Here is a 13,430-nt window from a genome sequence, read left to right on the forward strand (position 1 = left end):
TGTCATCAAGCAAACGTCTAACCACTTGATTTCATTATCGTCCGGCTTGCTGTGCCGCCGTTCGATGCGTTGCATTCTACTGATATGACGTTATGAGTCAACGTTATTTTTTGCATCCCCGGATCGTTTGCTGAAAATTACGGCGAAACGATCACTGATCAAGCAAATCCCCGCGAGCAGCGTTCAAATATTGCAGCATGGACCACAGCGTCAGCACTGCCGCCACCCACAGCAGACCAATTCCCGCCCACTCAACCCAGGCGTTCGGACGCCAGAGCATCCAGACCAGCGCCGCCATCTGCGCCGTCGTTTTGACTTTACCAATCCAGGAGACCGCCACGCTGCTGCGTTTGCCCAGTTCCGCCATCCACTCGCGCAGCGCAGAGATAATGATCTCGCGGCCGATCATGGTGGCCGCGGGCAGCGTCACCCACCAGGTGTGATAGTGCTCGGCCACGAGCACCATGGCGATAGCGACCATCACTTTGTCTGCCACCGGATCGAGGAAGGCACCGAAACGGGTGCTTTGATTCCAGCGACGGGCCAGATAGCCATCAAACCAGTCGGTGACTGCCGCGATCAGAAAGAGCAATGCGCAGGCGAAAGGTGCCCAGACGACCGGCAGATAAAACGCCAGTACAAAGAACGGAATGAGTACAACACGAAAGAGAGTGAGCAACGTAGGGATATTAAATTGCATAATGACGGTAACTGTTTGTTGTCAGTAAAATTTAGCTCTATGTTGCTACAGAGCCCTCAATGTTTCAACGAGTAGTAGATCTTTTCTGCCAGCCCTTGCGAAATACCCGGCACTTTTGCAATTTCCTCCATGCTGGCGTTGAGTAATCCTTGCAATCCGCCCATATATTTCAGCAGCATCTGCCGACGTTTTGGCCCCACGCCTTCGATCGTTTCCAGGCTACTGGTGTTTTTTACCTTCGCCCGTTTTTTGCGGTGACCGCTGATGGCATGGTCGTGTGATTCATCGCGAATATGCTGGATGACGTGCAGCGCCGGGGAGTCCGGCGGCAGGCTGAAGCCCTCACCTTCCGGCTCGAAGAACAGTGTCTCCAGACCAGCCTTACGATCGGCCCCTTTTGCAACACCCAGCAGCAGCGGATGGTTTTTATCCCAGCTGACATCAAGCGACTCAAATACCGCTTTTGCCTGGCCGAGCTGCCCTTTCCCGCCGTCAATCAGGATCACATCCGGGATTTTGCTCTCTTCTATGGCTTTACCATAGCGACGACGCAGCACCTGATTCATGGCCGCATAGTCATCGCCCGGCGTGATCCCGGTGATGTTATAGCGGCGATACTCGGCGCGCAGTGGGCCATTCGCATCAAACACCACGCATGACGCCACCGTCTGTTCCCCCATCGTGTGACTGATGTCGAAACACTCCATCCGCTTCACTTCCGGGAGCTTTAGCAACGTCGCCAGGGCAGATAAGCGCTGGTGCACCGTCGACTGCTGCGACAGCTTAGTGGTGAGCGCCGTTGCCGCGTTGGTCCGCGCCAGCTTCAGATAGCGCGCGCGATCGCCGCGCGGTTTGGTTTGTACATTGACCCGACGGCCCGCCAGTTCAGAGAGCGAATCGGCCAGCAGGGTTTTATCGTCAAGATTAAAATCGAGCAGGATTTCAGAAGGCAGCGTGCGCATCTGGCTGCCCTGCAGATAGAACTGGCCGACAAAGGTTTCCACCACTTCACCCAGTTCAGTACCGCCGGGTACTTTCGGGAAATAGCTGCGGCTGCCGAGCACTTTGCCCTGGCGAATAAACAGCACGTGCACGCAGGCCATTCCGGCGTCAAAGGCCACGCCGATGACATCAAGATCGTCACCGGTATTTGAGACAAACTGTTTCTCAGTCACTCTGCGCACCGCCTGGATTTGGTCGCGGATACGCGCGGCCTCTTCGAACTCGAGTGCGGCGCTGGCTTTTTCCATCCGCGCGATCAGCTGCGTTAACACCTGATCGTCCTTGCCTGCTAAGAACAGGCGCACATACTCCACCTGCTGGGCATACTCTTCTTCACTCACCAGCCCGGCCACGCACGGTCCCAGGCAGCGTCCAATCTGGTACTGCAGGCATGGCCGCGAACGGTTACGGTAAACGCTGTTTTCACACTGGCGGATCGGGAAGATTTTTTGCAGCAGCGCCAGCGTTTCTCGCACGGCATAGCCGTTGGGGAACGGCCCGAAATATTCACCCTTCGCATGTTTTGCACCACGGTGCATGGCGAGGCGCGGATGGGTGTCGCCGCTCAGAAAGATAAACGGGTAGGATTTATCATCCCGCAACAGGACGTTATAGCGCGGCTGGTAGAGCTTAATATAGTTGTGCTCAAGCAGCAGCGCTTCTGTCTCGGTGTGCGTGACGGTGACATCAATATTCTGAATGAGTGAGACCAGCGCTTCGGTCTTACGGGAGGCCAGGTTACTGCGAAAATAGCTGGAGAGGCGTTTTTTAAGATCTTTTGCCTTCCCCACGTAGATAACCGTACCGCCAGCGTCATACATGCGATAGACGCCAGGCTGGCTGGTTACGGTTTTCAGAAATGCTTTTGAATCGAACACATCACTCACTGACTTAACAACGTCTCCGCATTACACAAACCGTGCCGGATGGCCAGGTGCGTCAGTTCGACGTCACCATGAATGTTCAGTTTACTGAACATCCGGTAACGATAGCTGTTCACCGTTTTCGGGCTGAGATTCAGCTGTTCCGAGATCTCATTCACCTTCTGACCTTTGGTGATCATCAGCATAATCTGCAATTCACGCTCGGACAAACTGGCAAACGGTGATTCGGTTTTCTCGGGCTCGATCTGACTCAGCGCCATCTGCTGAGCAATGTCGGATGCAATGTAGCGCTGTCCGGCAAACACGGAACGGATTGCATTGACGACTTCCTGCGGCGCAGCACCTTTACTCAGGTAGCCCGCTGCGCCCGCCTGCATCACTTTCGCGGGCAGTGGGTTTTCGGTATGCACGGTCAGCATGATGACTTTGGTATCAACAAAGGTACGCGCGATTTTGCGTGTTGCTTCAAGACCACCGATACCGGGCATATTCATATCCATTAGTACCACATCGGCCGAGTTTGTGCGGCACCATTTTACCGCATCTTCGCCGCAGCACGCCTCACCGGCAACTTTAATACCTTTAATATCTTCAAGAATGCGTCGTATCCCTGCGCGCACCAGTTCGTGGTCATCAACAAGAAGGACGTTGATCAAAGGAAATGTCTCCAGAATAGGGATAACGCTACTGAGTGATAATTTGGTTTATATTAACGGTTTTCCTCGCAAGATTAAAACGTTAAAAAACCGGCTATTCGATTTTGCTCTCGTTTTTGGAAATTAGGCTGTACAGTCCGTGGAAAGAGAGGCCATGCATTCAGGGCTTTTGCAGCTTTTTTTAAGCATCTGTATTCAAAAAGTTACAAAAAACTTGCAGGCTTTTCCTGCAAAAAAACAGATCTCAAATTTTTGTAACAATAATTAACGGTAAGCGAGCCGGGCATAAACAATTAATAGCCTTTAACGGCGGTTAAGTTTACCGGTACGTTCTGTTTACGCAATTAAACACCCACGTAAAAGTACAAAAAACAAGCACTGCATTTTTTGCTCCAGCTTGTGGTATACTCCGCCGCCTTGACTTTCGTCGTCGCGCTTTAGCGCCGTTTAATAATGAGGAAAATAAATGAGCACACCTGAATTTGCCACTGCGGAGAATAACCAGGAACTGGCACAGGAAGTAAACTGCCTGAAAGCACTGCTGACGCTGATGCTGCAGGCGATGGGCCAGGCTGATGCCGGTCGTGTGATCATTAAAATGGAAAAACAAATCGCGGAGATGGAAGACCAGGCTGAATCTGCGGTATTTGCTAACACCGTTAAGCAAATCAAACAAGCCTACCGCCAGTAACAAAAAACGGCTGGATGCAGTGCATTCAGCCGTTTGTTCGTCTGTCACGCAGAACGTAGTATCCTGTCAGATCAGTCCCGTTGCCGCCGCGTAGCACGCAATCTGGGTTTTGTTGGGCGCGTTGAATTTCTTCTGCATATTTTTCTGATGGAAATTAACGGTATTCTCAGAGATAGAGAGAATGATCGCTATTTCCGCTGACGTCTTCCCTTCCGCAGTCCATTTCAGAATTTCGCGCTCGCGTTTGCTGAATTTCATTTCGGGTGGCATTACCATCCCATCTTCGAAACGCATCAGAGAAGTTAAGGCCATTTGCACCAGCATTTGCAGCCGCAGTTCTATTTCCTCACGGGCAAAAGGCCCTTCCTGTACACTAGTACGAGAAACAGACAGGAAGCCAAGCGCATGATTAGGCAGCATCAGGCACTGCGTTATTCCCGCGCGTAAACCGTGGTCCTGGGCGCTATGCCATAATTCCTGAGCCTCGGCAAATAATGCGTCTGTCCATGGCAAATGACCCTGGATGAAATTTTCCGCTTTTAAAACAGGATCGATAGCGAAATAGTTCGCGGATTGATATTGCGCCATCCACGGCTTTGGATAAGTGGTCTGCAAAGAGATTTTAGGGCGCGTAAAGGGCACGGGATGCCGCACGCAGAGCGCGTAATAATCGAATTCCAGCGCCTGAGTTTGCCGCTCTAACTCCCGATATACCTCATCGGTATTCGTCAATTCCTGAAACCGGAGGGAGCAATCCCGTCGCCAGGTGAAAAAGTCTGAATCCTTCATACTTACTAAATGAAGCCTCTAAAAGATAATCATTATTATGGTGAATATAACCTAACACATAAAACTTTTTTCTAACTACAAAATATCGGCATTAGCACAATTAACTTTACTATTGATAAGGTTTATCCGGGCCGGATGGAATAAAAAAACAAACGACTGCCCCCGAAGGGAGAATAATTTGCTCCAGCCTAACTTTCTGGAGCAAATTAGTGCAAAAATTCTACTGCATAAGGAATTTTTCAAGGAACTGACGGGTTCGGGGCTGTTGAGGGTTAGCGAACAGGCTTTTCGCTGGCCCCTGCTCCACAATCCGCCCCTGATCCATGAAGATGGCTCTGTCAGCAACATCGCGTGCAAAGCTCATTTCATGCGTCACGATCACCATCGTCCGTTTTTCCTGCGCCAGCTGGCGAATGGTGTTCAGCACCTCACCCACCAGTTCCGGATCGAGCGCAGAGGTCGGTTCATCAAACAGAATCACGTCAGGACGCATCGCCAGCGCGCGCGCTATCGCCACGCGCTGCTGTTGGCCGCCCGACAGACGGCGCGGATAGCTGGTCTCTTTCCCCGCCAGCCCGACTTTGGCGAGCAGTTCGCGCGCGCGCGCCGTCGCTTCCTCTTTTGGCTCACCTTTAACGATAACCGGCCCTTCGATAATGTTCTCCAGCACGGTACGGTGCGGGAAGAGATTAAAGTTCTGGAAAACGAAGCCGACATGCTGGCGCAGGCGGCGAATTAACCCTTTCTGCTGGCTAATGGATTTCCCGGTATCAATCGTTATCTCCCCAACCCGAATCGTGCCGCCTTCCGGCTGTTCAAGCAGGTTAATACTACGCAGCAGCGTCGTCTTTCCCGAACCGCTCGGTCCGATAATCGCCACCACTTCACCCTGCTCTACTTCAAGATCGATCCCGTGGAGCACCGTTTGACCGTGGAATTTTTTCACCAGGTTTTTGACGTCGATAGCACTCATTTTGGATCACGCTCCTGGCGGTTAAGCTGGTTTTCGAAGTAGTTTTGCAGGGCAGACAGCACCGTCGCCATCACCCAGTAAATCAGCGAGGCGGCCAGATACATGGTAAAGACTTCAAGCGTGCGCGAAGTAATGAGCTGCGCCTGACGGAACAGTTCCGGAACCTGAATCGTTGCCGCCAGGGAGGTATCTTTCACCAGGCTAATGAAGCTGTTGCTCAGCGGTGGAAGCGCCACGCGTGCCGCCTGCGGCAGAATGGCCCGACGCAGCGTCTGCCATGGCGTCATCCCGATACTGGCTGCTGCCTCCCACTGCCCTTTGTCAATGGAGGAGATCGCCGCTCGCAGGGTTTCTGACGTGTACGCCGCGGTATTGAGCGACAGACCAATCATCGCTGCGGGGATCGGATCCAGCTCGATACCAAACTGCGGCAAGCCGTAGTAGATCATAAAGAGCTGGGCGATAAGCGGCGTGCCGCGAAATACGGAGATATAAAAGCGCGCCAGCCAGCGTACCGGCAGGATGGATGACATGCGCATTAATGCCAGCACAAATCCCAGCACCAGCCCGAAGAACATCCCGCCGATACTGAGCTGTAACGTAAATACCGCACCTTTCAGCAGATACGGCAGAGAATCAATAACCAGTTGAATACTTTCTTGCATTATTATTTTTCGACCTGATTTTTAGACGTGAGGATGGTAGGCAAACAGCGCAGGCGCCCCGCCGGTATGGACAAATAAAATCGGCCCTTCATCCTTAAAGCGTTTCTGCGCAATGCCGTCAATCAGCCCGGCCATCGCTTTGCCGGTATAAACCGGATCGAGCAGTATCCCCTCGAGGCGCGCCAGCAGCTTCACCGCTTCCATGCCCTCTTCGTTAGGCGTACCGTAACCCGGCGCAAAATAGTCGTCCCAGAGCAGAATGTCGGCCCTGGCCTTCAGCTCCAGCTGCGCGGCTACCGCCTGTTGTAAAGTGACCACTTTCGGCTTCTGATCCGCGACGCTGCGGGACACCGTCACGCCAACCAGCTCGACGTCAGGCAGCAGTTGTTCGAGCCCCACCGCCAGCCCGGCATGCGTGCCCGCACTGCCGGACGCGACAACCACTGAGGAGAGGCTCACCGCGCCCTCGCACTGCTGCGCGATTTCCAGCGCACTTTCCACATACCCCAGCGCGCCCAGCGCGTTCGAACCGCCGACGGGGATAACGTAGGGGCGGAACCCCTGCGCTTCCAGACGCGTCGCCAGCTCGTCGAGCTGGGCGGCCGGATCGGTCAACGCATCCACCATTTCGACCTGCACGTTAAACAGGTCCAGCAGCAGACGGTTGCCGTTGGTGAGATAGTTTTCTGCCCGCGTACCAATCGGGTTTTCCAGCAATGCCACGCAGTGGAGCCCGAGCTTTGCCGCCACTGCCGCCGTCTGACGAACGTGGTTGGACTGGATAGCCCCGGCGGTAATGAGCGTATCCGCGCCTTCGCGCAGTGCATCAGCCGCCAGAAACTCCAGCTTGCGCAGCTTATTGCCCCCCATCGCCATCGGCGTCACGTCGTCACGCTTGATAAAAATATCGCGCCCTAAATAATCAGAAAATCGCGGCAGATACTCCAGCGGCGTCGGCGCGCCGATGAACTCCAGGCGGGGAAAGCGCGTTAAATTCTGTAGTGACATGGGTTCTCCGGTAACTCTGACAAAATGTGATATTTTTCATTATGCACGCAGACGCGAAAGAAATAAAAAAGGCGCTTTTAAAAGCGCCTTTTTTTGCGGCAGAAGCTTATTTCGTGACGTCTGCACCGAACCACTTCTCGGAGAGCGCCTTCAGGCTGCCGTCTTTTTGCATGTCGGCAATCGCGGAATCAATCGCTTTGACCAGGTCTTCGTTACCTTTACGAACGGCAACGCCTGATTCCTGACGAGAGAACGCATCACCCGCTACCGCCAGGGTATTGTTGGTTTTCTTCACCAGATCCAGCGCGGCCAGGCGGTCAACCAGAATGGCGTCGATACGGCCCACGCGCAGATCCTGGTATTTCGTAGGGTCATCATCATAAGTGCGGATATCCACGCCCTGCACGTTCTGGCGCAGCCACTCTTCGTAGTTGGTACCCAGACCGACACCGACTTTCTTCCCTTTCAGGTCCGCGGCAGTTTTAATTCCGCCTTCGTTGCCTTTCTTCACCAGCGCCTGAATACCGGACACGGTGTACGGCGTAGAGAAGTCATATTTCTTCTTACGCTCGTCAGAAATGGTCACCTGATTAATCACCACATCAATACGTTTGGAATCCAGCGACGCCAGCATACCGTCCCATTTGGTCGGTTTCAGTGACGCTTTAACGCCAAGGTGCTTCGCCAGCTCTTCAGCAAACTCCACTTCAAAACCGGTCAGCTTACCGTCATCGCCCTGGAAGCTGAACGGAGGATAGGTTCCTTCCAGCCCGACCAGCAGCGTACCGCGCTCTTTTACTTTATTCAGCAGGTTTTCTGCGGCGAACGTTTTCACGCTCATGCCCGCAACCAGCGCAACGGCCATAACACCCATCAGCGCCTGACGACCCAGAAGTGCAAATTTCATAAATACCCCGATATAGTGGAATTTTTACGTAGTGTAGAGAAATCGCCTGCAACGTCAAAGGCGACTGCGCTACATCTTATTCTTTTTTAATATATATCAGAAGTTGTTCCGGCGTGGGCTTTCTGCTTTATGGCACCCGGCATTTGTACCTTATATTGTGCGTACTTGCGCAGCGCAATCCGGTAGTTGTTGGTGCTGGTCGCAGGCAACCACGGCTCCAGGTTCTCGTCGAGATAACCGGTTTTGAGCAGATCGCGGGAAATGTTGTTCACGGTCAGATGCTGCCCGAGGCGGCGCAGGCGAACCACGTATTCGCGAACGGTGCCGTGGCTCATCTCCGTTTGTTCAAACAGGAACTGCTTGAAGCCGATAATGTCGAAGAAGTCGCTTTGCTCTTTGCAATGGAGATCGCCACAGAAACGGCAAAGCGCCACCCACTCTTTTTGCTCTTCGAGCCATGCTGCTTCGTCCATCAACGTGTCGAGGCGCGAAATCGCGATCTTATTGACGATTTCGCCGCGGCGAACCAGCGTGATACGATCGAGTAACTTGTTACAGTGGGCGCAATGCGTCTGGCTGTGTTTAAAGTCTTTCAGGTAGCGGCTTAAAGGCCGTCTTTTAGATTGCTGCACCGTCATGATAACTCCTGGTTGTCAATACGTTGTGCGGCATTTTTAAGGTGAATCAATCACCTATAACTTACCCAGCTTGGTTCGTAAGCGTTTAATGGCCTGGCTGTGCAGCTGGCTCACCCGCGACTCTCCCACCTCCAGAACAGCGCCAATCTCTTTGAGATTAAGCTCTTCCTGGTAATAAAGGGTCAATACCAGCTGTTCGCGTTCAGGCAGAGCTTCAATAGCTTCCATGACGCGCTGGCGTAAATTCCCTTCCATTAAATGGTGTAACGGGTTTTCTTGCTGGTGCTCATCCGTCACCAGCTCGATGCTATCGCCATGCTCTTCTCGCCACTCGTCATAAGAGAAGAGTTGGCTATTATTGGTATCGAGCAACATCTGACGATACTCTTCAACAGCAATGCCAAGACGATCCGCCACTTCGGTTTCCGTTGCGTTGCGTCCCAGTTCCTGTTCCAGCTGCCCCATCGCATGCGCCACTTCGCGTGCGTTGCGGCGAACACTGCGCGGTACCCAGTCACGGCTGCGCAGCTCGTCCAGCATCGCACCACGAATACGCTGAACTGCGTAAGTCGTAAATGCCGTTCCTTGCAGAGCGTCGTATCGGTCAACTGCATTCAATAACCCGATACCGCCCGCCTGTAGCAGATCGTCGAGTTCCACGCTCGCCGGCAAGCGCACCTGGAGGCGCAATGCTTCGTGACGCACCAGCGGGACATAACGCTGCCACAGCGAGTGTTTATCCATTACACCTTCAGCGGTATAGAGTGAATTCACGATAAACAGCCCTGCGTTAGTTGAGTTATCGGCATGATTATCCGATTCTGCAGGGGTTTTAATCGAGTGAATAGTGGGTGAAATCGGGGGTTATTTGGAGGGTTACCTAAACCTAGGTGGATGAAACAGGAATCATCCACCTAGGGATTGTTTAACTTTTTTTAAATGTTCGGGAGTTCACCTATTGAGAAGCTTTCAGGTTGCTTGCCATCACAATATATTTTCCAGCATGTCCGAAACATCTCTTCGACCATGTTACCGATTTGCTGCTTAGTATCACTTTGAATATTCATCCGTGAGCGCAACGACTGCCTTATCTTATTCAATTCTTGTTTATTATCAGCCCATTGGACCGCGATGTTCACATATTCATCTACGTTCTCAGCAACAAATTGTGGAAGACCAAGAGAATACATAATGGCAGCCCCTTGCCGTGATACCAACGTCTCGCCGGCAAAGGACACTGTTGGCACCCCCATCCAGGCAGCATGACTTGTGACGGTACCACCGGTGAAGGGAAAAGTATCCAGCAGGAGATCGACGTCATGGTGGTATTTGAGATAGGTATTCATATCGGCTAATTCACGCAACTCGAAACGACTGGAGTCAATCCCACGCTGGTTAAATTGCGAGGCCACATCTTTCCAGACTACTTTTGGCATATTACACACAATCATTCTGGAATCAGGTACCCGTTTAAGTACTGCCGTCCAGGCATCAAAAACTCGATTATTCAATTTATTTGTACGATTGAAACTACCAAAAGTAAAGTACCTATTGCTAAATGCCGGGAGCGTATTCACATCCACATTTTCACCGGTCTGGTCAAAGTTTTTAGGCAAATACATATAGATCAGCTTTTCGGTGAATTGCGACTCCAAATCGGCTGACTTTTTCACTGGAAAAATAGTTGCATAGTAATCCATAGCCTCAAGTCCAGTTGTGGCATGATAGCCTACCCATGAAATCTGAATGGGTGCAGGTTTGAGTGCAAAGACTGGTAAGCGATGATCACTGGTATAACCAGATAAATCGACCAAAATATCAATTTCATCCAATTTAATCATTTCAGCCATTTCGAGATCACTAATATGTCGTACATTGCGCCAGTGATCGGCGGTGGCCTTAAAGCGTAACGTACCTTCATTCTCATGAGATGCCGGTATATTGCTATATGCGAAAAGCTCACATTTTCCACGATCTAATGAGTGCCAAATGGGAGAGAAAAAGAAGCCTACCGGATGACGGTCTCGGAAATCCCCGGAAACAAACCCAATACGTAATTTTCTTTCTGGATCTTTATCCCTCTCGATATATCCTGAGAAATCTTGGGCATGCGCCCATTTCATGACCTGCTTGCCATAATCGTAATGGATTTCAAGAATATCTTCTAAGCTAGCCTCCGCACTATGCGACAAAATAAATGCAAGACCTGTCATAAGACTATAATCGGTCTCTTTTTTCTTTATTCCTTTGCGAAGGAACGCTATTCCTTCATCTAGTTTGGTTTGTTCACATAGCGCTCCACCAAGTAATGTTGTGATAAGTTTACTTTCAGGCGCTAGGCCAAAAGCCTTACGTGCACAATATTCACTTTGCTCAAACCGTTTAAAATCATAATGAATCGACGCTAACAAATACCATTCTGGGGAGCTCTTTTTATTACAGCGAAGAATTGAACTGGCCAAACGCCAAGCTTGCCAGTGATATTTACATGATACAAATGCAAATGCCAGTTCAGAATAAAGGAACAAACTAGTTGAATGGTATGATAACGCTCTCGAGAGCCTCACCAGTGCGGTATCATAGTCACCTATTCTCTTAGCCAGGCCACACAAGAAATACTCTTTCGCCCCAGTATTAGTACTTCCCTCAAGTAAGGAACACGCCACATCATATGCTTTGCTGTACTGTCCGCGCAGTGTATAGTTGCGAATAACCTGTAGCTGCTCATTTGTCAGTTCAACATCATCTTCAACAAATTCGGCGACGTTCTTTACTTTATCCGCTTTTCTCTGCTCATTCGTCATAAAACCGAAGGCACTCTCATCACTGGAATACAGAAATAAGGCGCTTGCCATTTTTGATATAGCTGTTGGAGGACAACAGCGAATCATCTCTTGCAGAAAATGTTTCCAGCCAACTCCACCAGCATTCAAAAGGCCTTTAAAACAGAGAGAATCGAGTACGGCCCAGCTCTCACTTTCCACCACAATAGGGGTTAACAGTTGACGACGTTCTGCTTCAGTGAGTCTTACGCGCTCACCCCAGCCATTGATTAACCACACAGCCTGAGGATTGGCGGCTAACTGTGCTGTGACCGATGACAGGACATGCACATGTAGGTCTTCGTCTGTGCTGTAAACATCCAGTCCTTTACAGATATGTAGTGTGGGAAGCCGCTTTAGAAATAGAGTCCACAATATATTCTCAATCGCCGACCTGTTATCCTCCGCGTCTTGCGTACCGACAATCTCACAGTGAAAGACGATTTGTTCAAAAGTTACACTTCGAGGCCATGCATCACCAAGTAAATCAAGTACTGCTAGCGTAACTTCATCTGTCGTTGCGACTTTAAGCCCATCGTGTCCAGCAAGAGAAGAGTAGACGTTTCGATCGTCACTCGCGGTACGTCTGAACGATCCCGCAAAACGCATTTTTTGGAACTCACTTCTTAGAGGAAGGAGAGAAACTTTTTCCGCATTTTTTTCACTCGTCAAAATACTGAAACGTCCCGGACGGTAAGTCAGCAGATCCAGGTTTTGCTGAAGCAGCACCTTCTGCTGCTTTTCTCCAAGCGCCGCATGGAGTTCTCCAATTTTCAGCTCATAGCTCTCAGGCAGTTCGCTTGCTGTATCAATGTCACCCACGTAACAGAGCCCAAGATTATTAATTCTTGAGTGAAACTCAACCAGATATTCGCTGTCACGAGAGCTTTCCAAGTAGTGGTGAGCAAAAAGTGTATCCGAAAGTCGTTCGCTTTTATTCAGTTCTTCTCGCATCGCCAATGAATTGCTGGCAAGAGATAAACTCGCAAGCATTAGTTTGGCTCGGGCTAGCTGCATCTCAAGTGAAGTTACCTGACTACTGTATATCTGCAATGCATCTCGCAACGTATCCAAGTGTGCCGCTCCCGGCAGGCTCGCCCATTGGAAGAGAATGACACCATTATTCGCCAACAATCCGCCTAGATGCTGCAAAAGTGCGGAGGATACCTGTCGGTTTAAATAAGAGAAAGTATTATGAATGACCACATAATCCCAACCCTTATCCTCAAGGCCTAAAATTTGCTCTACGGATAAAGCATAGAGTTTTAAGTTGGCTGGAGCATGAACCATCAGCTTTTGCTGCTGTATCTCATTCCCCTCAGTGATGAGATCAATCCCGACTATACTCGCAAACGGATATGCCATTGCGATGCTCAGAAGCTCATCTCCCCCTCCGCATCCCAATACCAGCAAGCGAGAATATTTAACTGTTGGGGAATTAATATTATATAGGCTGCATGCAGCATGAACCTGAGCGGGGGTCCAACTTAATTCAGGTGTGATAGAGAGCTTTGTCGTTAGGGTAAGGTTTTCTGCATCATTCATATTGGAGTGAACTCATGAGGTGCGTTATTGATTGTTTATTGTATCGAACGCAGTTACCAACAATATCGAAAATTAATGAAGAAAGATAAGGTTAATCTGCGCTTAGAACAGGCAAAAAAAAACCAGCCCTTAGGCTGGTTTCATTATGTG

The 13,430-nt window shown here is 50.6% G+C and carries 12 protein-coding genes; 1 reads left to right on the plus strand and 11 read right to left on the minus strand.

Annotation, left to right across the window (positions count from 1 at the left end; translation table 11 throughout):
- Positions 1–151: 151 nt before the first annotated feature.
- Genes pgsA through uvrY form a run of 3 tightly spaced genes read right to left on the minus strand, consistent with a single transcriptional unit; the run spans position 152 to position 3,242 of the window.
- Positions 152–700, minus strand: a complete 549-nt coding sequence (gene pgsA, locus DEO48_RS11300; protein ID WP_023312285.1) for a CDP-diacylglycerol--glycerol-3-phosphate 3-phosphatidyltransferase — start codon at positions 698–700, stop codon at positions 152–154.
- A gap of 56 nt (positions 701–756) precedes the next feature.
- Entirely contained in the window at positions 757–2,589 is a 1,833-nt protein-coding gene (uvrC, locus tag DEO48_RS11305; RefSeq protein ID WP_109845210.1) for an excinuclease ABC subunit UvrC, read from the minus strand.
- Positions 2,586–3,242, minus strand: a complete 657-nt coding sequence (gene uvrY / locus DEO48_RS11310) for a UvrY/SirA/GacA family response regulator transcription factor (protein WP_013096026.1) — start codon at positions 3,240–3,242, stop codon at positions 2,586–2,588. The genes uvrC and uvrY overlap by 4 nt, the downstream gene beginning before the upstream one ends.
- A 466-nt stretch (positions 3,243–3,708) precedes the next feature.
- On the opposite strand from uvrY, the gene DEO48_RS11315 reads away from it, so the two are divergent.
- Positions 3,709–3,933 (plus strand): DUF2594 family protein, encoded by a 225-nt coding sequence (locus DEO48_RS11315; RefSeq protein ID WP_008500345.1) that lies wholly within the window; start codon positions 3,709–3,711, stop codon positions 3,931–3,933.
- A 66-nt stretch (positions 3,934–3,999) separates the two neighbouring features.
- Here DEO48_RS11315 and sdiA read toward each other — a convergent pair whose 3' ends face one another.
- From sdiA to DEO48_RS11355, 8 genes are all read right to left on the minus strand, one after another.
- Positions 4,000–4,722, minus strand: a complete 723-nt coding sequence (gene sdiA, locus DEO48_RS11320; RefSeq protein ID WP_045356857.1) for a transcriptional regulator SdiA — start codon at positions 4,720–4,722, stop codon at positions 4,000–4,002.
- 220 nt (positions 4,723–4,942) lie between these two features.
- Positions 4,943–5,695: an L-cystine ABC transporter ATP-binding protein TcyN gene (gene tcyN / locus DEO48_RS11325; protein ID WP_008500343.1), complete on the minus strand. Its 753-nt coding sequence runs from the start codon at positions 5,693–5,695 to the stop codon at positions 4,943–4,945.
- Complete coding sequence (gene tcyL / locus DEO48_RS11330; protein ID WP_023312289.1) at positions 5,692–6,360, minus strand: cystine ABC transporter permease; 669 nt, start codon at positions 6,358–6,360, stop codon at positions 5,692–5,694. The genes tcyN and tcyL overlap by 4 nt, the downstream gene beginning before the upstream one ends.
- 21 nt (positions 6,361–6,381) lie before the next feature.
- Positions 6,382–7,368, minus strand: a complete 987-nt coding sequence (gene dcyD, locus DEO48_RS11335) for a D-cysteine desulfhydrase (RefSeq protein WP_109845211.1) — start codon at positions 7,366–7,368, stop codon at positions 6,382–6,384.
- Positions 7,369–7,474: 106 nt separating this feature from the next.
- Complete coding sequence (tcyJ, locus tag DEO48_RS11340) at positions 7,475–8,275, minus strand: cystine ABC transporter substrate-binding protein (protein ID WP_023336163.1); 801 nt, start codon at positions 8,273–8,275, stop codon at positions 7,475–7,477.
- Between the two features lie 86 nt (positions 8,276–8,361).
- The gene (gene fliZ, locus DEO48_RS11345) at positions 8,362–8,913 is read right to left on the minus strand and encodes a flagella biosynthesis regulatory protein FliZ (RefSeq protein WP_008500339.1); all 552 of its coding nucleotides are present in this window, start codon (positions 8,911–8,913) and stop codon (positions 8,362–8,364) included.
- A gap of 54 nt (positions 8,914–8,967) precedes the next feature.
- Complete coding sequence (locus DEO48_RS11350; protein WP_008500338.1) at positions 8,968–9,687, minus strand: RNA polymerase sigma factor FliA; 720 nt, start codon at positions 9,685–9,687, stop codon at positions 8,968–8,970.
- Positions 9,688–9,848: 161 nt separating this feature from the next.
- Positions 9,849–13,280: a methyltransferase gene (locus tag DEO48_RS11355; RefSeq protein WP_109845212.1), complete on the minus strand. Its 3,432-nt coding sequence runs from the start codon at positions 13,278–13,280 to the stop codon at positions 9,849–9,851.
- Positions 13,281–13,430: the final 150 nt, after the last annotated feature.

Source organism: Enterobacter sp. CGMCC 5087, assembly GCF_003144775.1.
In the GTDB taxonomy this organism is placed as follows: Bacteria; Pseudomonadota; Gammaproteobacteria; order Enterobacterales; family Enterobacteriaceae; genus Enterobacter; species Enterobacter cloacae_M.